Annotated in this window: 22 protein-coding genes; 7 read left to right on the top strand and 15 right to left on the bottom strand. The window is 66.8% G+C overall.

Annotated features, from left to right (window positions below; genetic code table 11):
- Window positions 1-132: 132 nt before the first annotated feature.
- The 3 genes from AB0L70_RS12385 to AB0L70_RS12375 all read right to left on the bottom strand — a co-directional run bounded on the left by AB0L70_RS12385 (window position 133) and on the right by AB0L70_RS12375 (window position 4,054).
- Window positions 133-627 carry a hypothetical protein gene (locus AB0L70_RS12385; protein WP_363683035.1) on the bottom strand — a complete coding sequence of 165 codons (495 nt, stop codon included), beginning with the start codon at window positions 625-627 and terminating at the stop codon, window positions 133-135.
- An 87-nt stretch (window positions 628-714) separates the two neighbouring features.
- Complete coding sequence (locus tag AB0L70_RS12380) at window positions 715-1,644, bottom strand: LysR substrate-binding domain-containing protein (protein WP_363683033.1); 930 nt, start codon at window positions 1,642-1,644, stop codon at window positions 715-717.
- Between the two features lie 82 nt (window positions 1,645-1,726).
- A complete protein-coding gene (locus tag AB0L70_RS12375; RefSeq protein ID WP_363683031.1) occupies window positions 1,727-4,054 on the bottom strand; it encodes a hypothetical protein in 2,328 nt (775 codons plus the stop codon).
- A 288-nt stretch (window positions 4,055-4,342) separates the two neighbouring features.
- Here AB0L70_RS12375 and AB0L70_RS12370 point away from each other — a divergent pair, with 288 nt between their 5' ends.
- Entirely contained in the window at window positions 4,343-5,464 is a 1,122-nt protein-coding gene (locus tag AB0L70_RS12370; protein ID WP_363683029.1) for a Gfo/Idh/MocA family oxidoreductase, read from the top strand.
- On the opposite strand, the gene AB0L70_RS12365 is transcribed toward AB0L70_RS12370, so the two are convergent.
- The 3 genes from AB0L70_RS12365 to AB0L70_RS12355 form a co-directional block, all read right to left on the bottom strand.
- Window positions 5,461-6,252 (bottom strand): alpha/beta fold hydrolase, encoded by a 792-nt coding sequence (locus AB0L70_RS12365; RefSeq protein WP_363683027.1) that lies wholly within the window; start codon window positions 6,250-6,252, stop codon window positions 5,461-5,463. The genes AB0L70_RS12370 and AB0L70_RS12365 overlap by 4 nt on opposite strands.
- 36 nt (window positions 6,253-6,288) lie before the next feature.
- On the bottom strand, window positions 6,289-7,737 hold the full coding sequence (locus AB0L70_RS12360) for a serine hydrolase domain-containing protein (protein WP_363683025.1): 1,449 nt from the start codon (window positions 7,735-7,737) through the stop codon (window positions 6,289-6,291).
- Window positions 7,738-7,870: 133 nt separating this feature from the next.
- Entirely contained in the window at window positions 7,871-10,978 is a 3,108-nt protein-coding gene (locus tag AB0L70_RS12355; RefSeq protein ID WP_363683023.1) for a DPP IV N-terminal domain-containing protein, read from the bottom strand.
- Between the two features lie 138 nt (window positions 10,979-11,116).
- Between AB0L70_RS12355 and AB0L70_RS12350 the strand changes: the two genes are divergently transcribed.
- Window positions 11,117-11,644, top strand: a complete 528-nt coding sequence (locus AB0L70_RS12350) for a hypothetical protein (RefSeq protein ID WP_363683021.1) — start codon at window positions 11,117-11,119, stop codon at window positions 11,642-11,644.
- An 81-nt stretch (window positions 11,645-11,725) separates the two neighbouring features.
- Here AB0L70_RS12350 and AB0L70_RS12345 read toward each other — a convergent pair whose 3' ends face one another.
- The 3 genes from AB0L70_RS12345 to AB0L70_RS12335 are packed head-to-tail and all read right to left on the bottom strand — an operon-like array spanning window position 11,726 to window position 13,982.
- On the bottom strand, window positions 11,726-12,241 hold the full coding sequence (locus AB0L70_RS12345) for an SRPBCC domain-containing protein (RefSeq protein WP_363683019.1): 516 nt from the start codon (window positions 12,239-12,241) through the stop codon (window positions 11,726-11,728).
- Between the two features lie 33 nt (window positions 12,242-12,274).
- On the bottom strand, window positions 12,275-13,492 hold the full coding sequence (locus tag AB0L70_RS12340) for a hypothetical protein (protein ID WP_363683017.1): 1,218 nt from the start codon (window positions 13,490-13,492) through the stop codon (window positions 12,275-12,277).
- Entirely contained in the window at window positions 13,482-13,982 is a 501-nt protein-coding gene (locus tag AB0L70_RS12335; RefSeq protein ID WP_363683015.1) for a SigE family RNA polymerase sigma factor, read from the bottom strand. The genes AB0L70_RS12340 and AB0L70_RS12335 overlap by 11 nt, the downstream gene beginning before the upstream one ends.
- Window positions 13,983-14,103: 121 nt before the next feature.
- Between AB0L70_RS12335 and AB0L70_RS12330 the strand changes: the two genes are divergently transcribed.
- The gene (locus AB0L70_RS12330; RefSeq protein WP_363683013.1) at window positions 14,104-15,174 is read left to right on the top strand and encodes a glycoside hydrolase family 172 protein; all 1,071 of its coding nucleotides are present in this window, start codon (window positions 14,104-14,106) and stop codon (window positions 15,172-15,174) included.
- Here AB0L70_RS12330 and AB0L70_RS12325 read toward each other — a convergent pair.
- From AB0L70_RS12325 to thiO, 5 genes are all read right to left on the bottom strand, one after another.
- Complete coding sequence (locus AB0L70_RS12325; protein WP_363683011.1) at window positions 15,171-16,382, bottom strand: glucoamylase; 1,212 nt, start codon at window positions 16,380-16,382, stop codon at window positions 15,171-15,173. The two genes, AB0L70_RS12330 and AB0L70_RS12325, sit on opposite strands and share 4 nt — an antisense overlap.
- A gap of 17 nt (window positions 16,383-16,399) precedes the next feature.
- On the bottom strand, window positions 16,400-17,290 hold the full coding sequence (locus AB0L70_RS12320) for a DMT family transporter (RefSeq protein ID WP_363683009.1): 891 nt from the start codon (window positions 17,288-17,290) through the stop codon (window positions 16,400-16,402).
- A 38-nt stretch (window positions 17,291-17,328) separates the two neighbouring features.
- Window positions 17,329-19,275: a Stk1 family PASTA domain-containing Ser/Thr kinase gene (pknB, locus tag AB0L70_RS12315; RefSeq protein ID WP_363683007.1), complete on the bottom strand. Its 1,947-nt coding sequence runs from the start codon at window positions 19,273-19,275 to the stop codon at window positions 17,329-17,331.
- 86 nt (window positions 19,276-19,361) lie between these two features.
- Window positions 19,362-20,324 (bottom strand): LysM peptidoglycan-binding domain-containing protein, encoded by a 963-nt coding sequence (locus tag AB0L70_RS12310; RefSeq protein WP_363683005.1) that lies wholly within the window; start codon window positions 20,322-20,324, stop codon window positions 19,362-19,364.
- Window positions 20,325-20,493: 169 nt separating this feature from the next.
- A complete protein-coding gene (gene thiO, locus AB0L70_RS12305; RefSeq protein WP_363683003.1) occupies window positions 20,494-21,642 on the bottom strand; it encodes a glycine oxidase ThiO in 1,149 nt (382 codons plus the stop codon).
- A gap of 42 nt (window positions 21,643-21,684) precedes the next feature.
- Between thiO and thiE the strand changes: the two genes are divergently transcribed.
- The 3 genes from thiE to AB0L70_RS12290 are packed head-to-tail and all read left to right on the top strand — an operon-like array spanning window position 21,685 to window position 23,188.
- Window positions 21,685-22,332, top strand: a complete 648-nt coding sequence (gene thiE, locus AB0L70_RS12300; protein ID WP_363683001.1) for a thiamine phosphate synthase — start codon at window positions 21,685-21,687, stop codon at window positions 22,330-22,332.
- Window positions 22,329-22,757: a ribonuclease gene (locus tag AB0L70_RS12295; RefSeq protein ID WP_363682999.1), complete on the top strand. Its 429-nt coding sequence runs from the start codon at window positions 22,329-22,331 to the stop codon at window positions 22,755-22,757. Before thiE ends, AB0L70_RS12295 begins: the two co-directional genes overlap by 4 nt.
- A complete protein-coding gene (locus AB0L70_RS12290; protein ID WP_363682997.1) occupies window positions 22,754-23,188 on the top strand; it encodes a barstar family protein in 435 nt (144 codons plus the stop codon). The genes AB0L70_RS12295 and AB0L70_RS12290 overlap by 4 nt, the downstream gene beginning before the upstream one ends.
- On the opposite strand, the gene AB0L70_RS12285 is transcribed toward AB0L70_RS12290, so the two are convergent.
- Window positions 23,171-23,527, bottom strand: coding sequence for a DUF4180 domain-containing protein (locus tag AB0L70_RS12285; RefSeq protein ID WP_363682995.1), 357 nt, complete (start codon window positions 23,525-23,527; stop codon window positions 23,171-23,173). The genes AB0L70_RS12290 and AB0L70_RS12285 overlap by 18 nt on opposite strands.
- A gap of 76 nt (window positions 23,528-23,603) precedes the next feature.
- Here AB0L70_RS12285 and AB0L70_RS12280 point away from each other — a divergent pair, with 76 nt between their 5' ends.
- On the top strand, window positions 23,604-24,029 hold the full coding sequence (locus tag AB0L70_RS12280) for a helix-turn-helix domain-containing protein (protein WP_363682993.1): 426 nt from the start codon (window positions 23,604-23,606) through the stop codon (window positions 24,027-24,029).

Raw genomic sequence — 24,029 nt, 5'->3', positions numbered from 1 at the left:
GCCGGATGGCCCGCTGCCGCGGGCATCTGCGGGCTGCCGCCCGCGTCGACTGCTTAGCAGCCGTCCGCGGGTCGAGCAGCTGTGTTGACGGGCTCGGGGTGATGCCCGCGCGGCATCGCTCGCGCCGGACCGCTATCTGAACGTGGTGTCGATGCTGACGATCGAGAACGGGTTGTCGAGCGCGTTGCCCGGCTCGATCGCAAGCCGCCAGACCTGACGTACCTCGAAGCGGAACATGCGCTCAGGTAGGTTCGTGGGCCACTCCGACTCGTCGGTGACGGCCCCTTGCCAGTCGATGTCGATTGCGACGTCGTAATGGCCTTCGTCGGCGAGGTCGACCGTGAGATGCGACAGTTCGTGGAAGTTCCACAGCGTGTTGGCGAGCAACTGCTCGTACCAGTCGGCGAACTGCTGGACGTCGCGCATCGTCTCGGCGCCGCCGACGGCCAGGCTCAGCGGTTCGTTGGTGGTCAGATATGCCGTCAGCTGGTCAGCCTGTGCACGGTGCTCGAACAGCGTGAACCAGGTGTAGACGAAACGACGTACATCGTTGGCGTTCGCGGTCTTGATATCGGCTGGCGGCAATGCCGGGCTCAGCCTGCCTTCGAGATCGGTCAGAGATGTCATGTGGCAAGGGTGCTCGGCGGGTGATCCGGCATCAAATACTGGTTACGCATGGTCGATAACGTCGGTGCATCGGCGTGCGACCGGGCCTCAGTTGTTCGTGGTGGTCAACCGCCGTACTGCCTCGCGAGCAGCGGTAACGAGCGTGCTCAACAGACGGGGTGAGTCTGGCGCGGTGAGTGCGACCAGCTCGCACTGCTCGTCGACGAGTGGCCGGGCAATCACGCCAGGGGGCAGTACGGCGGTGACGATCCAGGGCATCAACGCGACACCCGCCCCCGCGGCAACCAGGTTGAGCATGACACCCGTGTCGTTGGCCTGCGCCGCGGCCAGCGGCGTGAAGCCGTACCTCTGACAGGCACCGACTACCCCGGAGCGAGCACCCGACCGCGCATCGCCCGACGGAAGAACGAAGGGCTCCGACGCAGCATCGGACAGCACCACAGCGTCCTTCGACGCCAACGGATGCTGCGTGGGCAGGACGATCGTGCGTGGACCGGTTGCGATCGTGATAGTTCGCAGGTCCGGCACGGTCAGGGGCAGATCGGGGTTCGTGTGGACCAGCCCGATCTGGATCCGGCTCTGCCGCAGCGCTGCGAGCTGATTGGAGAGACCCGCCTCGTGAAGGGTCAGCGTGAGTTGCGGGTGTTTGGCGCGCATTGCGGCAACAATCAGGGGGATCAGGTGGCCCGCGAAGGAGCTCAGGTGGCCAACGCTGAGCGTTGCGGGCTGCTCGCCTGCAATCGCTGCGCTCTCGGCGATTCCCTGCTCCACCAGTAGGAGGGCCGGGGCAACGCGGTCACGCAGCGCACGACCAGCCTCAGTCAGAGCGACCGGCTGCGGCGGACGGTCGAACAGCCGTACGCCGATCTGCCGTTCGAGCCTGGCGATCTGTTGGCTCAGGGCGGGCTGAGCGATATGCAACCGCTGCGCTGCCCGCCCGAAATGAAGCTCATCTGCCAGAACCAGAAACGACGGCAACAATCGCAGATCGATGGACGAGTCGAACCCTGCGGTCACACACAGACTTTATCCGCCCGGTACGGCGCCACCAAGCGAAGGGCCGACCCGTCACCGAAGGCACGCAGACCTGGCCCGCCCGCTATTTGCCGTCCGAAGACTTGCTCTTATCACTGCCCTCGGCGCTCGGCTCCTCCGTGGATTCGTTGCTGGAGGCACCGGCTGACGGTGCATCAGGCTTGGCTGGGATGGTCTTGGGTAACGCGTCTTGGGCCTTCTGCACCGCCTCGAGAGCCTTGGTCAGTGCGGCTCTCGCGTCGGTCAGCTGTGTGCCCAGCTCACTCGCCCCTGGCTCTGGTGACTTGGCTGGTGTCAGCTCGCTGTCTTTATCCTCGATCGACTTGATCGGCTGCGCTGCTGGGGGTTTGAGCTCGGGCCAGGTCAGCGTCCCGGCGATGCGTGGGGCCTCGAACGGAACCTTTGGTTCTTGGTCCGCGAGTTCACGTCCGGGCATCGCCTCGGCGAAGGTCCCGCCGGCTGGTGTTGCCACCAGTTGACGAAGTGGCTCGTGAAGCCTGTCAGGCATGCGCCCAGCGGACTCGGTGAGAAACGCCAGATGGACACCTGTAACGCCAACCGGCTTCATATCGCTGGGCATACAGGAGTTGCCAACGCGTCTGGACAACCGCTCGAAGCGGGTTGCGGGGTCGGTCAAGAGATCGATCGCGAGGCGGTAGTACGCCCGGTGGGCTTCGAGGTGGGCAAGCAATCTGAGCAGGTCCGGCGTGGGCGATGATGATCGCGGCGGCATTTCTCGTGGCACCAGGCGACCGAATCGGATGGCACGGTTGGCATGCAGTCGCACCGTTCGCTGCAGCGGAACGGTGTGCGTGACGGCTTCCTGTTCCGGTGTGTTGGCGACCTTCATCGTGACTGTCACGTCGGTCAGTTTCGCGAAGTCGTCCATAACCTGACCTGGGTTGACGAACGTGATCCGCCATCCGGACAACTGCCGCAGAGGGCGGTCCACGGTTACGTCGCAGGTGATTCGGCCGCCCTCGACGTCTGCGGTCACGCCCATTTCGTAGGCCAGCTCGTCCTGGTGGCCGGCGAAGATTGCCCCGAACCTGATCGTCGATCCCTTGCCGGCGGCAGGGTCGTCGACGTCCGCCTGAAGGTGGACAGTCTTGATGATGCTCTCTGTGCTGGCGCCGCTGCTGGGCTCGGCCGGCGCATAGGAGTCAGCCGCTGCATCGAGCACGCCGGAGAGCGTCTGATCCAGAAGCGAGGCCTTGAGAGCCGAGCGCTGTAGGAACACGTCTTCGTGTGTGAAAGCGCGGTCTACACATTCCGCTCTAACAAAGACGATCGGGCGCACACGTGACTGAACGGTCGTGACGAGCCAGTGTCGTACGACTGAGAACAGGCCGAGATTGAGCGTGCGCGGTCCGGCAGAGTTGCGGATTGCTCGAAGCCGGCGCCGGTCGGCGAAACTACCGGCCGATTCCGCGAGATCCTGTGCGGCCCGGATCCTGTCGATGCGGGTGCTCTCCTCCACTGCATTACGTACGTCGCGAGACAAGGTCCCCGCGGCTGAGGATTCGGTTTGTGAGCTGTTGGTGGCGTACCCGAGTTGGACGGCACCGGTCACGGTCTGAACCAACGCGGTGAGCGGATCGGCCAGCGTGATCGATCCCGTCGACGCGGAGGTCTTTCCCAGCCCGGCAGTGAATCCACGCAGTGTTCCCTGCTCCTTGGCCTGGATCAGGGTGTCTTCGCGACTGCCCGCGACTCCCTGGCTGAAGGCGTCGCGCCGCTCGATCCGGTTGTCTTTGAATCCGGTCAGAGCGGATGACGTGGAGGAGATTTCAGCTTCCGCGATCACGGTGTCCTCATAGGGAGCCATCGGCACAGTGGCCACCCACTCATCAAGTCCCCAGCCGAGTGGCTCCCAGTTCGACTCGAGCTCGTACAGGTAGCCAGGGCACCAGTCGTTCTCTGGGCGTAGCTCGAGCGCGGGCGTTATGTAGTTCACCAGTTGCTTGGTCGCGACCCCGCTCAGAGGCATTTGGCCGTCACCCGGCACTCCCGCTGTTGCAGGTGGAGGCATCTGCTTGGCCGACTCCGCGCAGACCCGGGGTTCGAACGGCGAGGCGTACGGGACATCCGTGACCGGGCGGGTGATGAAGAGACGCGCGCTCTGACTGGGATCTTCGATCGACTCCTGAAGTCCTTGCGGCAGGGATACTCGTGTTCCGCCGCTCGCCAGGCGCAGGCGGCTCAGGTCGGTCCGGTCAGGAAACTCGAAGAGGCACGTGCCATCAATCCGATCGACCGGTTCGAGTTGCTCGTCGTCAAGCCACAGCCTGATCTCGGCAAGCTCGCTGGCATCTCCGTGGTCTCGGACTCGGCCGTCGGACGAACTCTCTCCGTCGGGCCCGTCGAACACCTCGACAATCAACGTACGCACTTGAGTTCCCCTTCACTCGACACAGGCACCGGTGCGGGAGCACGAGCCGTACGACGGCTCGCCAATGCATGCCACGTTCGCGTCGCGAACTAGCAGTAGCCGTCGCCGATTCACCTCTCGACGACAGCACGATCGATGACCATGAAGCCCCCCGGGGTATCGCGGCCACAGGCCTACGCCCGCATCCACCCCTTCCGGTCAGAGTGACACACAGTCACCACGAGCGCTACGCCTCACAGCGGACTATCAACGCAGACCGTGCCGCCGACCGCGTGGGAGGATTCTTGTATGGCGGATGTTGTGCGGGTGGGTGTGGTGGGGGCGGGGAGTATTTCGGTTCGGGGGATTTTGCCTCATTTGGGGGAGGCGGATTTGCGGGATCGGGTGAGGTTGGCTGCTGTTTGTGATCCGGTGGTGGGGCGGGCGGAGGCGGCGGCTGAGAGGTTTGGGGTGGAGCGGGCGTTTGTGGAGTACGAGGAGTTGCTGGAGCGGGGGGACGTTGATGCGGTGACGATCGCTTCGCCGATCGGGTTGCATTATGCGCAGGGGAAGTTGGCGTTGGAGGCGGGAAAGCATGTGCACTTCAACAAGACGATGACGGTGACCGTTGCCGAGGCCACTGAGTTGATTGAGCTTGCTGCGGGCAACGATCTGCGGATTGTTGCTTCGCCGGGGGAGATGTTGCGGCCGCATCATGTGCGGACGCGGGAGCTGATTGCCGAGGGTGCCATCGGGACGTTGTCCTGGGTCAGTTGTGGGGCGGCGTTCGGGACCTATCACGAGGACGAGGCTGTGCGGGCGGGAAGCGACGTACTGACGAATATCGATCCGTCGTGGTACTTCCGGAAGCCGGGTGGCGGGCCGATGTACGACATGACGGTGTACGCGCTGCACTCGGTGACGGGGATCCTTGGACCGGCCAAGCGGGTGACGGCGATGTCCGGCGTACGGGTGCCGTTCCGGACGAGCGGAGGGGCCGAGGTACGCACGGAAGCCGACGACAACACCATCGTGCTGATCGACTTCGGGGACAACCTGTTCTGCGTTGCGACCGGGACGGCGGCCGGAGGGATGCGAGGCGGGTTTAGCGGCACGTACTACGGGACCAAGGGGACGATCGATGGGCTGCTGCTCAACGACGAACCGTTCGACTTTCCTGACCGCGACCCGGCTGAGCTCTCGCCTCGTGGGCCGGGCAACCAGGCGCTGCTTCCGCACGTGACCGGCGCACATCGCGAGATCGAAGAGCAGCACGTGTACGAGGACGTGATGCAGCTGGTCGATTGGGTCCGCGAAGGCAAGCCGTCGGTCGTCACCGCCGAGCACGCGCGGCACGTGATCGACATCATCGAGTCCGCGTACCGGGCCGCCGCGACCGGTCAGACCCAGGAGCTCACGACCACGTTCTAGGGCGTCGTGGCGGGGGAGTTGAGGTGGTTGGCGACCAGCCAGTCGTCGATGTGGGTCATGGTGGTTTGGAGGACGTTGCCGAACAGGAGCATGTGGTCGGCGTTGAGGATCTCTTGATAGGTGGCGTTGGGGTACTTGGCAGCCGCGGCGCGACAGACTGCCGGGACGACGGTGAGGTCCTCGGTGCCGGCGAAGATCAGGACCGGGCCGGAGATGTTCGCATAGTCGACGCGGGATGCTTTGCGGCGGTCGAGTTGGGGGAACGCCATCTCGCAGTACGCGCGGCCTGACTCGCAGACCAGGTCCTCGTACAGGGCTCGGGAATCTTCGGGGGTTTGCGTGATGCGGCCGCCGACGTGGAACTTCTTCCAGGTCGGCCGCAGCGGCTTGGTCCAGGGGCGTGGCTGGAGGTAGTGGCTGAGGAACAGGCGGCTCATGGACGGGTACATGGCGAAGATCCCGGCCGCCGGGGCTGGGCACACGGCGATCAGGCCGGCGTGTGGGGTCCGGGCTGCGACCAGCTGGGCCAGCAACCCGCCCAGGGAGTGTCCGAGGATCAGCGGCGGTGAATCCAGTGACTCGCACACCTTGACCAGATCGTCGACGTAGTCGGTCAGGCTGAGCGTCGCGATCTGTGCCGAACCTTCCTCCAGCGGAAGTTCGTGGTGGCGCAGCGTCGGCGTATGGACGACGAACCCACGGGCTTCGAACGCGGCGCGGGCCTCGTGGAAGTGGTTCCCGCGGCCCCAGGTGCCGTGAATCAGGACGACATGCTCGACAACGCTCATGCCGCCGAAACTATCCGACCCGAGGGAGCACGCGGATCAGTCGCTGGTCGGGTGGAGCCTGACGTTGGCGTAGGTCGGTGGTGTTCGGGTGAGGTCGAGGACTTCGCCGGTTGCTGCGACGTACACGCCGGGGACGTGTTCGCGCAGGCGAAGGGTTCCGCCGGCCGGGTGGTCGAAGAGCGGGATCCCGTTCTCCTTGCGCAGTCTGGCCGTTCCGTCCGGTACGCCGTTGACCCGGATGACGTAGTCGCGGTTCCACGGGCCTTCTGGCTCGGCGGGACTGGGCTCGGGGACCTCGTTGCGGTAGAAGACGAAACCGTCGCTCGTGGATTCGAGGTACGTCGGGCGACCCGCGTCATCGAGGTCGCGGAATCGGTACTGCGCTTGCCCGGCCCGGAACTCGTTGGGTCCGATGAACTCGACCACGTGCCTGGTGTCGTCGCGGGTGAGAACGCCGTCATCGCCGTCAACCGCGAAGGTGAACGTGTCGTCGCCGCGCCCGGTGTAGTCCCCGGCCAGACCAACCATGGACGGTGCGGAGACTGTGACGGGCGAAGCGGTCGGTGCGTGCGGGCGGGTTGGGATGAGGTCGCGGAAGATGTCACTGGCAAGCTTCCATTGCAACGGGTGGTTGGTCGAGTTCGTCAGTACGACGACCCCGAGCTCCGCGTCCGGCGCCCAGTAGATGTCGGACAGGAACCCGAAGCCGCCTCCGCCGTGACCTCGGACCGGGATGTCCCCGGCTCGGGCCAGCGCAATACCGAGGCCGTATCCCTGCTCGCGGTCCGTCGCGCCGGGCACCTGGTACATCTCCGCGAGCAATGCGGGATCCAGCAACGACGCACCCTGGTTGAGGTGGAACTGCAGGTACCTGCAGGCGTCGTTGACGCTCGTGTACAGGCCGCCGGCGGCAACCATCGGGACCCGGACCGGCACCCGGGCCGTGCCGGCCGCGTGACCGATCGCCCGGCTGGGCTCGCGCAGGATCTCGCGCGGGTTGAACGTCGTCCGCGTCATCTCGAGCGGCGCGAGCAACTCCCGTCGTACGAACTCGTGGAACGGCTGACCGCTACACCGCTGCAGGACGTATCCGGCCAGGTCGACGCCCAGGTTGGAGTACTGGAAGTGGTGCCCGACGGGGAAGCGCAGCCACGTGTCGGCGATGCTTTCGCAGTGCGCCTGGAAGGATTCCCGGCCGACCAGATAGTTGGAGCCGACCGGCGCCTCGTGTGTGAATCCCGCGGTGTGACTGAGCAGGTGCCGCAAGGTGATGAGGCGTTCAGGGTGATCCTCGAACGTGCTGTTGACCCGGAACTCCGGCAGGTAGCGAGTGATCGGGACATCCAACTCGACCAGACCCTGCTGTACGGCGAGCAGGACCGCAGTCGCGGTGTACATCTTCGAGCACGACTGCACGCCGAACATCGTCTCGGCGTGACCGGCTCGGCTCCACCGGCCCGGGTGGTTCCGAAGCCGGCCGACCACAGCACTGACGTCGGATCGCAGATCCCGATCGCCATACCTTGCAGCTGATGCTTGTCCAGCAAGGCAGGAATCCGCCGCTGGAGGTCATCAGGCGCTGACACTCCTCCTTTCTACAACCCTGCTGGGGCCAGAGTCAGCCTTCGCAGCACACGCGGTGCAGCCATTCGGGTTCGTGCCACCAATAGGCGGTGTCGTGGGAGTGGGCTTGGGCTCGGGTGAGGGGTTGCGGAGCGTCGGCGACCCGGACGGCCGGCTCGGTTGTCGCGCTTCCGGCGTACGGCCTGAGGAGGTCGTCCACGGTGTGCAGGCGGCCTGCGACCATCACCCGGTCAACGGCGGCTGCGACGCGGATGTCGGCCAGTGGGTCTCCGGTGACGAAGGACAGGTCGGCCTGGGCGCCTGGTTTGATGACGCCGAGTTTGTCCTCAAGGTTGAGCCACTTCGCCGGATTCCGCGTCGCCGTGGTGAGGGCTTCGTACGGCGTGAAGCCGCCGGCCACCATCGACCGGAGATTGGCGTGCAGCGAGATCGCGGCGTTGTCCAATGGGGTGTCCGTGCCCGAGATGACGAACCCGCCGCCGCGGTGGATCCGGAGCACCATGTCGACGTTGCCGCGCAGGAGTTCGCGCGTGGTCACGCCGGCCGGGCCCTTCGCCGTGTTCACCTCGGCCTGCAGGAAGTCGTACTCCCAGAACGGGTACAGCGTGGTCGTACGGCGATCCGTCAGCAGCGACGGATCGTCGACATGCGCCATCGTCGAGTTGAACAGGGTCGGCGTGACCGACAACCCGGCTCGGGTGAAGAGCGTGACGACATCGGCGTACGCGCGGCCCAGCCGGCTGACCGTGTGTGAGTATCCCAGCCGGTTCGTCGCGCCGGTATGCTCCATCCCATCCATGCCGAGGTGCTCGGCCGGGTAGAGGTAATGCGACGACAGCTGGAGTCCCAGCCGGTGTACGGCGGCGATCGCGCGACGTTGGTAGTCGATCGGCAGCCGCACGTACGTCTTCACCAGGTCGTACGCAAGACCCTCGACCCGGTCGAGTTCCAAACCGAGCTGCCGCACCGACAGCGTCGGTCGCATGAAGTTGTAGTAGATCCGCGACCCGTCGATCGCCTCACCGGTCGCGAAGTACCGCGGCCCGATCAGCGAACCGTGCGCGAGCGCCTCGCGCGTCTCCTGCATCTGATACACCGGATCACCCGGCGACCGCGTGGTCGTGATCCCGTACGCGAGCCACACGTTGCCTTGCCGCGCACCCCACGCCCGTCCACGCAGATGCCAATGATTGTGTGCGTCAACCAGACCAGGCATCACCGTCGACGCCGACGCGTCGATGTCCGCCTGCCCCTGATGCGGACGTACGGCGGCAATCCGCGACCCGTCGAGTACGACGTCGACGTCGCGGCGGAGCGTGGTGGCCCGGCCGTCCCACAGCGCGCCGGCTTGGATTGTCACGTGCTGGTTGATCGTTGCCCTGCGCCACTGAAGGTCGAGCTTGACGGTCTGCGGCCGGGATCCAGCGATCGTTGTCCGGCGCAACCGTCCGTTGTGGAGGTACAGCAACGTCCGGTTGTCCTGCCAGGCGGGCGAGTCCGTGACCTCGTCGGTGATCGCCTTCGGCTTGGCGGTGAAGCGACCGCGTTTGTCGACCGGAACGACGTACAGGAGGCTTTCGACGACGAACGCGAGGTGTCGCCCGTCAGGGGAGAAGACCGGGCCGTCGTCACCGCGAGCCGCGAGGGAGCGGAACGGCATCGGCTCGACGTACTCGAGGGCGGTGGTGGCGACGTCGACGTACAGGAGCTGGCTCGTGCCTTCGCGGAAGCGCTTCGAGAACGGTTTGACCGCCGCGAGCACGATCGTCTTCCCGTCGGCCGACCAGCTGACGCGGCCAGGCTGGAAGAGCGTCGGGGTCAGCTGACGGACCTGGCTGGAGGCGAGATCGAGAACCCAGGCGATACCGTCCTGGTCCTGGTACGCGATCTGCCGGCCGTCCGGGGAGAACCGTGGTGCGGTCTGCGCGCCGGGCAGGCCCGAGAGCTTGCTGTCGGCCCCGGTCGCCAGGTCGTGCAGCCAGAGATCGGCGGTGCCGTCACGATCGCTTGCGTAGAGCAACTTCATGCCGTCGGGGGAGAAGTCCGGATCGGAGTTGAAGTAGCCGTCGGCAACCAGCTTGCGTGGTTTTCCGTGGCCACTCGTTGCCGCTAGCCACAACGCGTTCAGGGCCCGGAACGCGATCCACTCGCCGTCCGGCGACACCGTCGGTCCGGCGATCCCGAGCACCGGCCGGGGCGCGGTCGACTCCAGGTCCGGCACCTTCGGCCGCGGTCGCTTCGACGTGATCGGAACGGTTGCGGCGAACGGTACGACGGTGTGCGCGCCGCCGACCTGATGGCGCAGGACGTGCCCGTCCGCTGTGTAGAAGACCTCGGTCCCGGAGGCCCACGACGGTGGAACCGCGAAGACGTCCTTTCCGTCGGTGACCTTCTGACCATCGACGATCAGATCGCAGGTCGGGCCGGTCAGCCGCACGTACGCCAGCCGGCCGGTGGGGGAGTATGACGGGCCGAAGAGGCTGATCCCGGTCTGGGTGGCGACGACGGTCTTGCGAGCGCCGGTGGTGAGATCGAGCTCGATGATCGACGTGGTGTCGACGGTGAACGCGATCTTCGTGCCGTCCGGGGAGACGGCCGGTTCGGCCTCCTCGGTGGGGTCGTCGGTCAGCGCGACGATCTCGCCGTTGGCCAGGCTGAGTCGGTGGATGCCGTAGCTGCCGCTGCCACCGCGGTCCGAAGAGAACACGATCGACCGGCCGTCCGGCGTGAAGTGCGGCTCGCGGTGGTCGTAGCGGCCGGTGGTCAGTTGCCGGAGACCGCCGCCGTCCGGGTTGATCGACCAGAGGTGGAAATTGCCGTCGCGGTACGACTGGAACACGATCCGCCGGCCGTCCGGGGACCAGCGCGGCCGGGTCGCGTCCTGGAGGTCATCGGTCAGCCGGCGCGAGTCACCACCGCCGGCCGGCGTCACCCAGATCGCTGTGATCAGGTCGAACGCGAGCCATTTCCCGTCCGGCGAGACGGCGACCATGAAGTTGGTGCCTTCGGACAGCGAAGCCTGCTGAACAGTCGTGGCTTGCGCGGTGGAGATCTGAGCACCGCCGACCGCAGCCAGTCCGCCGGTCAGTTGCAGTGCGCGGCGCCGGGAGATGCTCCACGGGCCAGGAGTTTCCTGAGACACAATGAATTCCAATCCCTAGGGGCGATGGGACCTCACTGAATCTGCCAGCACCGTTTTCACAGCACGATCCTGACCGGCGCGCCGCGCGCCGAACGGCCTCTCACGTGCGACGAACGGCAGAGCGTTTATCGTCTGCGCATGCGATCTGTGTCTCCGCGAGTCAAGGCGCTCGCTGCTGCTGTCGTCTGCGTGTTGATCGCGATCGGAGCGGCGGTGGCGGTGGACGGGCGGCTCGATCGGCACTGGATCCTGCGCGGGCTCGTGCTGATCGTCGCGTTGTGCTGTGCGGCGTTGCTGCTGGCCGACCAGAGCCGGGTGTTCCGGCAAGCCATCACCGGGATCGGTCTGCTGATGTTCGGGCTGGTCATCCCGGTCACGTCGACGACCTGGTCAACCCCGCCGGAGGTCGACTTCGCCCTCGCCGTCGCCACGGACGCGAAGAACGCGGCCACCAAGAAGGCCAGCAGCACCGTCTCGGTCGACGACGTGAAGGCGGCCGTGACGGCTCGCGGTGGGGCGGTCGGCTCGCTGAAGACCGACCGTGCGCCGGAGGTTCGCGGCGCGGACGCGTTCCCGCTCATCGTCCGCGCCAAGCCCGATGAGGGCCGGCCCAGAGCCTGCATCTCCTTCACCCACGGCCTCGACGCCAAGGTCCGCGCCTGCTGAGGCGTACCGAAGAACAGGTAGTAGTCGGTCGGACCACCCCGCTGGACCAGCGCTCACGCCTGAGCCGGCCGTCTACTACACCTATACGTCCTGTTCTTCGGTACGCAGAGCGAGCTCCTCGGCGCGGTCCAGCGGGTTCCAGTCGATGGGCTTGCCGGCCAGTTGGGCCTCGACCACCTCGAGTCCGGCTTCCCATCCGGCGGCCGCAGGGCGGGCGGAGGAGGGATCCGACAGTACGTTCGTGAACACGAGCCGGCTGCCTTCCGCCGTACCGGTGATCTCCCAGGTCAGGATCTCCCCGGACCACTCGTACTCGAGCACCGACGGCGGCTCGTTCCGCAGCATCCGCCCGTTCGGCACGTGATCCGGATCGTCCGCCATCCCGTACCGCCGCCGCTGCTCGTCCGTCACCCCGAAGTACAGCGAACTCCCGGCCGGCCGATCCAGCTCCACCACGGCCGGGAACCACGCCCGCAGGTGCGCGGGATCAGTGATCGCCCGCCACACCGTCTCCGGTTCGTGCGGAACCAACCGCACGAACCGGAGGGCCACCCGCCCGTCGTCAGTCTCGAACACGCTCCCACGACGACTGTCCATCCAGGCAATATAACCCATCAGGCATATAACCTTCTACGGGATCGCGACAGCCGCGTCGAACCAGGCACCGGGGTTCTTCGGGTTCTTCGTCAGCTCCAGGGACTCGGCCACCCGCAGCAGCTCCTGCTTGGACGGCTTCGCGGCGTACGACGTGATCACGACCCCGACGCCGTTGCCTTCGAGGTGAAGGGTGTTCAGCTCCCCGGAGAACGAGACCTTCGACGGATCTGTCTTCGAGTAGGTGATCTTCTCGCGGGTGTAGTAGGCCTTCATGCCGTGGATGACGGCGTCCGGCTTGCTGCCCGGGATCCGGGTCATCTGATCCCAGAACTTGCTGGTGTCGTACCTGATCGACAGGTCGTCACCACGGGCCGCATCCCAGACGTTTCCTCCCACCGGGGCCTTCGGCCTCGGCGCCGGCGGGATGTAGCCGGTGGCCGGGTTGCCGTCGCTCAGCAGCACCGTGAAGGACTCGCCCGACCCCGGGATCCCCTTCTCGAAGGGTTGGTACCTGATCTCCCGCGGCGAGGCGCCGTTCGGTCGCTCGCTGAACTTGACCGGCGAGCCAAGGCTGCGGGTCGGCGGTGAGAACGACTTGGCAAGGCTGGTCTCGAGCCCCAGGTTGGCCTCGAAGGGACCGTCGATCGTCGGCAGCTGCACCGTTCCCATCTGACGCTGCGACTCGCAGTTGAGCAGTGCCCAGACTCCGTCGACCGGTTGCCAGGTCAAGGTTTTGTGCACCGTGGCGAGCGCTGGGAAGCGGTAGCCCTGCGGCGCCGGCAGGAACGGCTTCTTGTTGGTCGACGTGACCACTCGTGCTTTGTGCCCGCCGATGGTGACCGTCGGGCTGCCGGCCGGGATCGTCGACGGGTTGAAGTCGCCGTTCCGGTGCAGCTGGAGCTGGCAGTACGTCGGCCAGGTCAGCTGGACGACGTCGTACAGCTCGTAGTCCTGGCGGTTGGCGGTGAATCGCTGACCGACCGCCTCGATGTTCTTCGGCAGGTTCAGGTCGACCCATCGCGACCACGCGGTGTTGCGCTTGTCCTGACCCGCGGGATCTGTCCCGTCGTGGGAGATGACGTGGGGTACGACGACCGCCGCGACCGCTGCGGTGGCGGTGGCGAGTGCGGTGGCGATGATCGGTCCGGTACGGCGGCGTCGTACCGGCTCCTGGGTGCGTAGCTCGACCGAGGTTGGGGCGGTCGAGGCCAGGTGGTCGAAGGCGTCTCGGAGGTCTTCTTCAGTGCGCATGGTGGACTTCCTCAGTCAAAGGGGAGCTTTTCAGCTCGATCCGCAGGGCAGCGAGGGCTCGGGAAGCGTGTGCTCGGACGGTGCCGTCGGAGCAACCGATGGTTTCGGCGATCTCGTGGTCGGTCAGGCCGCCGTAGTAGCGCAGGACCAGGACGGCGCGCTGGCGGCGGGGAAGTTTGGCGAGTTCCCCGAGCAGTTGGTCGCGGTCCGCGGTGAGATCGGCATGGTCCGCAACGTGTTCGGACGGGATGATCTCGGCCCGTGGCACGTACCGGGACCACTTGCGGCGCCAGGCCAGGTACTCGTTGACCACCATCCGGCGCAGGTACGCGTCCGGGCTGGTGGCCGCCTCGATCCGCGCCCAGTTCCGCTGCGCCTTGATCGCGACGTCCTGTACGACGTCCTCGGCCTGGTGCCCGGAGCCACAGAGCACCGTGGCGAACCGCAGCAGCGGCGTCAGACCCGTACGGGTCCACTCGTCAAATGTCACATCGTCTCCCTCAACCGACCGGCCTACACCAGTACAGACGACGCTAAGGGTCGATCTGCTGAGTCCCACTTTCTGGGCAATCGATTTCTCATCGACCCACCCCGGGCCTAAGGTCGCGGGTATGACTCTTGGGAATCTGTCCGGGATCAGCGCGCTCGCCGACGTCGAGTCGCGGTCCATCAGTGCGGAGAACCCGACCGGCGAGCCCGGTCAGGGTGGGCGGCGGACCGAGGGGACCGGTGCGAACGCGGCCCGGGATCTCGGTCAGGGCTGGAAGGTCTCGCCGTCGATCGAGATCGGGCCGGGGGAGACCGCGACCCTCGCGGACATCGCCGGCTCCGGCTGCATCACGCACATCTGGCTGACCACGCACGTCGACAACTGGCGCAAGCTGGTGCTGCGGGCGTTCTGGGACGGCGACGAGGCGCCTGCGATCGAGACGCCGGTCGGCGACTTCTTCTGCTCCGGCTGGGGCAAGTTCGCCCAGGTGAACTCGCTCCCGGTCGCGGTGAACCCGAACGGTGGCTTCAACAGCTACTGGGAGATGCCGTTCACCGAGCAGGCCAAGCTCACGCTGGAGAACACGCACGACGAGAAGGTCGTCGTGTACTTCCAGGTCGACTACTGGCTCGGCGCCGTACCGGACAAGTCGGCGTACCTGCATGCGCAGTGGCGGCGGAGCAACCCGCTGCAGTCGAAGACCGTGCACACCCTGCTGGACGGTGTGGAGGGCCCGGGTCACTTCGTCGGCACGTACGTCGCTTGGGGCGTCAACAGCACCGGGTGGTGGGGCGAGGGCGAGGTGAAGTTCTACCTCGACGGCGACGACGAGTACCCGACCATCTGCGGCACCGGGACCGAGGACTACTTCGGTGGCGCGTGGAACTTCGACGTACCTCACCTGGGCGGCTACACCGAGTTCAGTACGCCGTACCTCGGGATGCCGCAGGTGATCCGGCCGGACGGGCAGTACGCGAGCCAGCAGCGGTTCGGCATGTACCGCTTCCACCTGCCAGACCCGATCCGGTTCAAGGAGAAGCTCCGCGTCGACGTCCAGGCCCTCGGCTGGCGCTCCGGCGGCCGCTACCTCCCCCTCCAGGACGACATCGCCTCGACCGCGTTCTTCTACTCGGCCAAGACCAGTACGACGCGACCGGAAGCGCCCACCCACGACGTCATGGAGATCTGCTAGCCCAGGTCGGGGATCGGCAACGGATTCTGTAGTGCCGTGCCGGCGAGGACTACCAAGGCTGCGGTCCAGCTGAGGGGGGCCTCGCCGGCCGGCTTTACATCGCGGTTGACCTTCTCCGGGAGGGCGCCGTTGGTGGTCCGGTGGCGGTCGAGCCAGGTGAGGAGCCTGTCTGCGGTCTCGTGGTCTCCTCGAGCGGCAGCACTCAAGGCAAACAGGGCCGTCTGGGGTGTCCAGGAGACGCCGTCCGCGCGCCAATCCTCCCCGGGTGTGACGCCACCGTTGGGCTGAGTGAGTACGCCGAGGGTCCGGTCGATCGCCGTGGACACAACGGCCCGGGCCGGAGCGAAGGGCGGGCCCAGGACCGTGACGATCGCGTCGGCACCACCGTCGAGCGAGATCGGGTCGATCCCTGGCTCGAGGAAACTCGTCGCCCGGGCCGGCGTGCGGGGATAGGCCGGCCCGAACACGCGGTCAGTTGCCGCGGACAACTTGTCCAGCGCGGATCGCCAGCGGCCGGCCTCGGCCGGGTGGTGCTGTTCGGTGGCGATCAGGATCGCGGCGCGAAGACCGGTCAGCAGGGGAGCGACGGTGCCGAGCGTCACTCGCTTCTCGGGCCGCTCCCAGTAGTCGGACGACGGTCCGGGCAGGCCGTTCGGGCCGAGCTCGGTGACGATCTGCTCGGCGGACTCGCGGACCAGCTCCCAGTACCTGTCGCCGGCCCGGCAGAACCATGTTGCCCAGAGCACCCATCCGGAGCCGTCCAGTTGCGGTTGACGCCGGTCCCCGACCAGCTTGCCGGTCTCGGCGTACCGGGCTTCCCAGCGGCCGGTGGGCGGTCGCACGCTGTTGAGGAAGCTGAGCACTTGGAAGGCTTCGTCGTACTGGCCGATCGCGCAGCGGGCCGCGGCGACGAACGACGCGTCGCGCGGCCAGACGTAGCGCCATGGGCCGTCCTGACCGGCCAGCGTCGCGCCGTTGGGGAGAGTCAGGGTGTCCAGGTCGGAGAGCGCGTGCCGGATCAGACCTTCGTACTGTTCGGCCCCGCCCAGTGACGAGCTTGTGTGCTGGACGGACGGACCGTCGGCGACGAGCTGGGGCTGCGGGAAACGGACGAGATTGCGCGCCGTACCGGCGGCCAGGATCGCGAGCAGGACGGCGATGACGACAGCCGGAAACCACCGGCCCCGCCCACCGTCGCGCTCCCGCATATCCCCTCCTGTGGCGCCTATTGTGCGAGGTGCTGGACCTCGGCCTCGAACTTGCGTCGCGGTGCCAGCTCCACCAGGTACATCGCCGACAGCACCAGGGCGCCACCGACCAGCATCCTCCAGGTGACGCTCTCGGTCCCGAACACCACCGCGAAGCCCGACGCGAACACCGGTTCCATTGTTATGGCTATCGCCGCCCTTGTCGGCGTGAGGTGTGCCTGCGCCCAGGTTTGCACGATCAGCGCGAGCGCCCCGGCGATCAGGGCCATGTAGATGACGCTCACCCAGTCGCCGCCGGTGGACGGGACGTTGAAGCCGCCGGGCAGCGCGCCGATCGCGCAGACGAGGGTGATCACGACCATCTGCAGCGCGGAAAGACCGAAGGCGTTCTGCGGTGTCGACCAGGCGCCCAGACCGATGATGTGCAGCGCGTAGAGACCCGCGGACGCCAGCGTGAGCAGTTCGCCGGTGCCCATGCTCAGACCGCGCAACGACAGTACGCCGAGGCCGACAGTGGCAAGGCCTACGGCCACCCAGGCCCAGCGACCGATCTTGTGGCGCAGGATCACCGCCGCCAGCAACGGCGTGAAGACGACGTACATACCGGTGACGAACCCGGAGACGCTGGCCGACGTGTGCCGTAGCCCTTCGGTCTGGACCAGCTGGGCGATGCCGTAGGTGATGCCGAGGGCAACGGCCCGGCCGCGGTCGAGGCGGCTCAGCTTGGCGATCGCCGGCGGGTGGATCAGGACGAGTGCGACCGACGCGATCAGGAACCGCAACGCCAGGTAGTCGGCGACGTCCATCCTGGTGAGCAGGTCCTTGGTCAGGAAGAACGTCGATCCCCACGCCGCCGCGACCGCGAGCAGAGCGAGGACGGCGACACGGGGGTGGTTCACGCCGGACATCTCATCAGAGACCCTGCGGTGGAACCAAAAAGCGTGATTCAGAGCACGGTGATCGTGACCGTCGTGCCGGGCTGGGCCATCCTCTTGGCGCCCGGGTTCTGCGCGGCGACGATGTTCAGCCCGAGGTTGAACGGCGCCTTCTCCACCTTCACGACGAAGCCCGCGGTGGTGAGGATCTGCTGCGCCTCCGCGGTGCTCTTCCGCTTCACGTCCGGTACCTCCACCAGCGGTGGTCCCTTCGAGACCACCAGTTGCACCTTGTCCTTGGCGAACAACGTGCCGCTGTTGGGGTTCTGGCTGATGACCTTGCCTTCGGCCACCTTCGCGTCGAACTGCTCGGTGCGGCCGACGGTGAAGCCCAGCTTGCGCAGTGCCTTGTTCGCGTCCTTGTAGCTCTTACCGGTGAAGTCCGGGACGCCGATCGGCTTCTTTCCCTTGCTGACCGCGAAGTTGACCGAGCTGCCCGGCTTGACGACCGTGTTGAACTTCGGGCTGATCGCCATCACCCGGCCCTGCGGCACGGTCTCGCTGTACTGCTCGTTGACCTGACCGGTGTTCAGCTTGATCGGAGCGAGCGCCTGTTGGGCCGCTTCCAGGTCCAGTCCGACCAGTTGCGGCACTCTGTACCGCTCCGGGCCCTTGGAGACGGTGAGGAGGATCTCACCGTTCTTCCGGATCCGATCACCCGAGGATGGGTCGGTCTTCATCACGAAGCCCTTGGGCACGTCCTCGGAGAAGTCCTGATTGGCCAGGTTGGTCCGCAATCCGGCGTTCCCGGCCTCGGTGGCGGCAGCCGCGGGGGCCATCGCCACCAGGTTCGGTGTGGTCGTGTACCGGTGGATCCCGTAGTACCAGGCCGCCGTACCGATCGCGATCGCGGCGAGCAGGATGACGAGTAGTGCGATGGGTCCGCGGCCGCGACGCGTCTGGGTGGGGGTGGGTGCCTTGACCGCGGGTCGGCCCTTGTCCATCGGTACGACGATCGTGTCCTGCCGCAGCACCGGTTCGTGCCCCGGCTCGGGCGCGCCGCGCGTGTAACCGTCGTCGTACCCGCTGTCCTGCCGGATCTGCTGGATCGGGATGGTCAGGTCGCCGGTGAGCTCCGGGTCGTCCGGAAGGCCTTCGTCGAGTGCACTGCGGACCCGGCGGACCTGCCGGCTCAGTACGCGCGCATCCGCGGGCCGCAGGTCGCGCTCCCGGGCGGTCGCCCGCTGCACGAGCGCATCGACGTACGGCGGGATGCCCGGCTGCTCCAGTGACGGTGCGGGCACGTCGGCGTGGACGTGTGCGTAGGCGACCTGGATCGGGGTGTCACCGGAGTGTGGCTTATTGCCGGTGAGCATTTCGTAGAGCAGGATCCCGGCGGAGTAGACATCCGAGCGGGCGTCCGCACTACCGTCAGTGACGAGCTCCGGAGCGAGGTACGACACGGTGCCCATCAGCAGGCCCTGGGTCGCGGTGTTGCCGGTCGTGCTGACCGCGCGGGCCAGACCGAAGTCGGCGACCTTGACCTCGCCCTTGTCGGAGATCAGCACGTTCTCGGGCTTGATGTCGCGGTGGACGATGCCGGCGTCGTGGGCCGCCGAGAGCGCGGACAGGATCGGGGTGAGCAGGTCCAGCGAGCGGGCGGGGGACAGCGGCGCCTCGTCGCGGATCACGTCGCGGAGCGTCCGGCCGGGGATGTACTCCATCGCCAGGAACAGCGTGCCGTCGTCGTCACCCTGGTCGAAGACGGCCACTACGTTGTGGTGCGACAGGCGGGCAGCGGCCCGTGCCTCGGCCACGAACCGGCGGGCGAACTGGGCGTCGTCGCCGAGCCCGTCGTGCATCACCTTGACCGCGACGGTCCGGTCGAGCCGCAGGTCGTGGGCCTGGTAGACGGTTGCCATCCCGCCCTTCGCGACACGCGCTCCCACGCGGTAGCGACCGTCGAGCACACGCCCGACGAGGCGGTCGCTGACCTGCGTGTCCACGTCGTCCGTCACTTGCGGTGAGCCGCCTCTCCAAACCGTTCCCTCAGAGAGTGTAGATAACGGCAGAGCGTGACCGCGCCAGGCGCACCGCAGACGTCCTAGAGCGGGCTCCAGCCCTTCTCGAGCGCTGCCTTGATACGGAGCACGTTCTTGACGTACAGCTTCGTGTCCGGATACATGCCGTTCTTCTTCACCCCGCCGAGGCCCTGGTAGTAGCCCGCGATCGCGACATCCAGCTTCGCGGCGCCGGTCAGGCGGCTCAGCAGCACCACTCCGGCGGTGACGTTGTCCTGCGCTCTGAGCAGGTCGAGATCGCGGCCGACGATGCTGGAGGCGAACCGGCCGGTCGAGGGGATCACCTGCATCGCGCCGATCGCGTTGGCGGGGGAGACCACCCGCTGCTTCCAGCCGGACTCCTGCCAGCTCACCGCGAGCGCCAGCTCCGGGTCGACGCCGTACTTCTTCGACGTACTGGTGATCAGGCTGCGCATCTGGGTCCGGGTCGGCAGCTTGCGCTTCTTCAGGATCGCCCGGTTGCGATCGGCCTGCGCGACGATGTGGTCGGCGTACGTGCGCCCGGCGAAGGTGTTGTTCTTCTTCTTGACCGGCTTCGGCTTCGGGTGGATCTTGACCGGGATCAGCAGCGTCTTGCCGGCGTAGATGCGGTTGCTCGAGCGCAGTCCGTTGGCGGCGAGCAGGTTCGCCTGGGAGCACTTGAAGCGCTTGGCGATCTTGGAGACGGTGTCGCCGGGCTTCACGACGTACGTGACGCGGCCGAGCTGTGACCGCTTGGCCGGCTTGGCGGCGGTGGAGGTCTTGGTCGACGCTCCCTTGCCGGGGAGTTTCAGCACCTCACCGGCGTAGATCGCGTTGCCGTTGCCGGGCAGCTTGTTCAGCGCGACCAGCGCCCGGACGGTGGTCCCATAGCGGTCCGCGATGTGGCTGAGAGTGTCGCCGTCCTTGACCTTGTAGGCCCCGAATCCAGGTGATCCGGCGGTGATCACGGCGGCGGTCAGCACTGGTACGGCGATCCCGGTCAGTACTCGTATGACGTTTCGCATGCAGTCCAACTCCCCGTGTGACTGTTGCTCGACCGTAAGTGCTGGTACGGATGTGACAACAGGGGTACATGGGGTGTTTGTTACGCCTGTAACTCAATGGTGACAATTCAAGGCTGAACTACATGCTTGTCGTTCACAAGTTGCCGTTGCTCTGGGCAACCGCGGGTCCTCAGTGGCCGGAGTGGCCGAACCTGCTGCCGAGGAAGGGTTTTCCGAGCTCGGGCAGGACGCCGGTACGCACGGTCTCGGCGAGGATCTGTGCGGTGATCGGAGTCAGCAGGACGCCGTTCCGGTAGTGTCCAGTTGCCCAGAGCAACCGGTCCAGCCCGGACGGTCCGAGGATCGGAGCATTGTCCGGCGTGGCCGGGCGGAGGCCGGCGATCGTCTCCACGAGCTCCAGCTCGTCCAGGACCGGCAGCACGGTCCTTGCATCGCGCAACAACGAGAACACGCCGCCGGCAAGCACTCTGGTGTCGTAACCCAATTCGGTGCTCGTGGCACCTACTACGAGCTCGCCACCGGGTCGCGGCACCAGGTAGACCGAGAAGCCTCGGGCAGTCGCGCGCACGGTGTGCCGCAACGCCGGGCGGTACGCCTCCGGCACCCGCAGTCGCAGCACCTCACCCTTCACCGGTCGGACCGGTGGCCGCAGCTCCTCGGGCACACCGTCCAGTTGCGACGACCACGGCCCAGCGGCGCCAATCACGTGCCCGGCGTGCACAGTGTCCCCGTTGTCGAGCTGTACGCCGATTGCCGTCGTACCAGAGGTGATCACACGAGCCACGTGCTGACGGATCAACATCACGCCAGAGAGCTCGACAGCCCGGAGGAGGGTGGCGACTGCTTGCCTGTTGTCGACCGAGTGGTCGCCTGGCACCCACACGCCGCCGGAGACGCCAGTCGCGAGCAGGGGTTCGCGTCGACGGGCGTCGCGGCCGGACAGCTCCTCGACCTCCAGTCCGAGCCGCCGTTGGTAGTCAGCGAGCCGGCGGAGTGCGGCTGCGTCGTCCACGTCGTACGCGACCGACAGGGTGCCGGTCTGGTGCAGTCCTGCGGACAGTCCGGTCAGCTCTTCCAGCTCGGCCGCGAAGCTGGGCCAAGCGTTGACGCCGGCCAGGTTCAGGGCCAGCAGGTCGTCCTCGCCGTACTCCACCTCGGTGACCGGCGCGAGCATGCCGGCGGCGACCGTGGAGGTCTGGGCGCCTGGAGTCGGGTCACATACCGTCACCTGGATACCGTCTGCAGCGAGTCGCCAGGCAGTCGCCAGACCGATCAGCCCGGCCCCGACCACCACCACATCGGACGTCTGCTCAGGCATGCCGTAAGCCTACTTCTGGCCGGACATGGCAGGCTTTGGGGTGTGACTGAGCACACCGACCGACTCAACGACGCACGCCTGTACCTGTGCACGGATGCGCGCGAGAAGCAGGGCGACCTCGAACAGTTCCTGGACGCCGCACTGACCGGTGGTGTGGACATCGTGCAGCTCCGGCAGAAGGAGATGGAGGCTGCGGACGAGCTGGCCGCGCTGGAGGTGTTCGCCGCGGTGTGCAAGCGCCACGGCAAGCTGCTGGCCGTCAACGACCGTGCGGACATCGCCTTCGCCGCAGGGGCCGACGTACTGCATCTTGGTCAGCGCGACCTGCCGGTGCACGCGGCCCGGGCCATCACCGGTCCGCAGCCGATCATCGGTCGCTCGACCCACACCTTCAGCCAGGTGAACGCCGTGGTGACCGAGAAGGGCTCGGACTACTTCTGCGTCGGCCCGACCTGGGAGACCCCGACGAAGCCCGGTCGGCAGGCCGCCGGTCTGGAGCTCGTCTCGTACGCCGCCAGCCGCCAGCAGTCCAAGCCGTGGTTCGCGATCGGTGGTATCGATCTCGAGCGGCTGGACCAGGTGATCGACGCGGGTGCCGACCGCGTGGTCGTCGTACGGGCGATCACCGACGCGGACGACCCCGCGGCGGCGGCTGCGGAGTTCAGCCGGCGGTTGCGGGAGGCCGGGTGATCAACAACCCGAAGGCCGCGCGGATCATCGCGGCCGTCGTGATCGCGATGCTGGTGATCACGCTGGCGGCGTCGCTGTTCGGCTGTTCCGCGGCGAAGCCGTCCGCGGCCGGCAGCACCGATCCCGCCAGCGGTCTGCAGGTTGTCGCGTTCGCCGACCTGCCGAAGGAGGCGCAGGACACGCTCAAGCTGATCGACAAGGGCGGACCGTATCCGTACAGCCGCGACGGCGTGGTGTTCGGCAATCTGGAGAAGATCCTGCCGAAGCACGACCGTGGCTACTACCACGAGTTCACCGTCAAGACGCCGGGCGAGAAGGACCGTGGTGCCCGCCGGATCGTGACCGGTAGCGCCGACGAGCGTTACTACACGGACGACCACTACAAATCCTTCCGCCGAATAGCGGAAGACGGGGGCACCTCATGACCGATTTGCGCGCGCTGTTGGCTGATGGCCTTCGGCCTGGGGTTTACCGGTGGCGGTCGGATCAGACGCCGGACCAGGTGCGGCGTGAGGTCGAGGCGGCGGGGTGGGACTTCGTGCTGCTCGACACCACCGAGATCCACGACAAGTCCGGGTTCCTCGACCTCTGTGCGACCGCGTTCGACCTGCCCCGGTGGTTCGGCCGGAACTGGGACGCGCTGGCCGATTCGCTCAGCGATCGCTCCACCGGCGAACCGGAGATCGTCCTCTGGGCGGGTCTGCGGCACCTGCTCGACCACGATCACGACACGGTCGACGTGGCCCTGCAGATCTTCACCGAGGACATCACGAACTCCGGCCAGCTCCGCGTCCTGATCCTCGAACCGAAGACCACCAAGACGCCGCACCTGCTGAGCTCACTGCCCGTCTTGTAGCCGCTCCGCCAGTGTCTCCAGGTCCGGCACGAACCACAGGTTCTTCCCGCGGTTGCTCTCCCGCACCCAGTCGGCCAGCGACGTGCTCGCCGCGACCCTGCTGGTGATGTCCCCGATCACGGCCAGGCGCATGTGGTAGTCCACGAACTTCTGCGCGATCGCCCCCGCGCGCCCACTCCGCAGCTCGAAGAAGTCGTCGCCCAGCTTCTCCGCGGGCAATGCGATCCACACCGCCTGATGCCCGTAGTGCGCATCGGCGATGAGCTGCACGGCGTCGCGGTCATCACCCACCGCGCCGTCGGCCACGAACACTCGAACCCCACTCAGCTCCTTCACCATGGACCTAAAAATACCCTAAATAGCTCTATCTGACGATTTATAGGGAATTCTAAGGAAGCTGCCGTAGGCTGTCAGGATGCCCCAGGAGTTGTACTCGGTCGAGCAGGTGGCGAACCGGCTCGGCCTGCACGTCCGCACGATCCGGAACTATGTGCGCGACGGCCGGCTGAAGGCGGTGCGGATCGGCAAGCAGTACCGGATCGCCCGCGCGGACCTGGAGGCGTTCACCGGCACCACCGCGGCCGCGCTCGAGGTCGACGAGGCGCAGCGGAACGTGGAGGCGTCGAGCATCGTGCACATCGACGCCATCGACCGCGCCGGCGCCGACCGGATCAGCACGCACGTGGTCGGTTCGCTCAATCAGAGCGGGATCGGCCGGCTCCGGGTCGAGACCGTGTACGACGAGGATCGCGCCGTACTGAAGGTGATCATCCTCGGCGACCTCGCGCCGACCGCCGAGCTACTCCGGCTGATCGACCTGATGACGGCGCCCCAAAGCTGA

Source organism: Kribbella sp. NPDC051952 (genome assembly GCF_040680855.1).
Lineage (GTDB): Bacteria > Actinomycetota > Actinomycetes > Propionibacteriales > Kribbellaceae > Kribbella.
This window is presented reverse-complemented; position numbering and strand designations above follow the sequence as displayed.

What these genes read in the sequence shown, in the direction of transcription:
- AB0L70_RS12340 (WP_363683017.1), bottom strand. Translation starts at nt 13,492, where the DNA reads ATGCGCACTGAAGAAGACCTCCGAGACGCCTTCGACCACCTGGCCTCG.
- AB0L70_RS12325 (WP_363683011.1), bottom strand. Translation starts at nt 16,382, where the DNA reads ATGCGGGAGCGCGACGGTGGGCGGGGCCGGTGGTTTCCGGCTGTCGTC.
- AB0L70_RS12280 (WP_363682993.1), top strand. Translation starts at nt 23,604, where the DNA reads ATGCCCCAGGAGTTGTACTCGGTCGAGCAGGTGGCGAACCGGCTCGGC.
- AB0L70_RS12350 (WP_363683021.1), top strand. Translation starts at nt 11,117, where the DNA reads ATGCGATCTGTGTCTCCGCGAGTCAAGGCGCTCGCTGCTGCTGTCGTC.
- AB0L70_RS12290 (WP_363682997.1), top strand. Translation starts at nt 22,754, where the DNA reads ATGACCGATTTGCGCGCGCTGTTGGCTGATGGCCTTCGGCCTGGGGTT.
- AB0L70_RS12310 (WP_363683005.1), bottom strand. Translation starts at nt 20,324, where the DNA reads ATGCGAAACGTCATACGAGTACTGACCGGGATCGCCGTACCAGTGCTG.
- thiO (WP_363683003.1), bottom strand. Translation starts at nt 21,642, where the DNA reads ATGCCTGAGCAGACGTCCGATGTGGTGGTGGTCGGGGCCGGGCTGATC.
- AB0L70_RS12385 (WP_363683035.1), bottom strand. Translation starts at nt 627, where the DNA reads ATGACATCTCTGACCGATCTCGAAGGCAGGCTGAGCCCGGCATTGCCG.
- AB0L70_RS12365 (WP_363683027.1), bottom strand. Translation starts at nt 6,252, where the DNA reads ATGAGCGTTGTCGAGCATGTCGTCCTGATTCACGGCACCTGGGGCCGC.
- AB0L70_RS12370 (WP_363683029.1), top strand. Translation starts at nt 4,343, where the DNA reads ATGGCGGATGTTGTGCGGGTGGGTGTGGTGGGGGCGGGGAGTATTTCG.
- AB0L70_RS12285 (WP_363682995.1), bottom strand. Translation starts at nt 23,527, where the DNA reads ATGGTGAAGGAGCTGAGTGGGGTTCGAGTGTTCGTGGCCGACGGCGCG.
- AB0L70_RS12330 (WP_363683013.1), top strand. Translation starts at nt 14,104, where the DNA reads ATGACTCTTGGGAATCTGTCCGGGATCAGCGCGCTCGCCGACGTCGAG.
- AB0L70_RS12345 (WP_363683019.1), bottom strand. Translation starts at nt 12,241, where the DNA reads ATGGACAGTCGTCGTGGGAGCGTGTTCGAGACTGACGACGGGCGGGTG.
- AB0L70_RS12320 (WP_363683009.1), bottom strand. Translation starts at nt 17,290, where the DNA reads ATGTCCGGCGTGAACCACCCCCGTGTCGCCGTCCTCGCTCTGCTCGCG.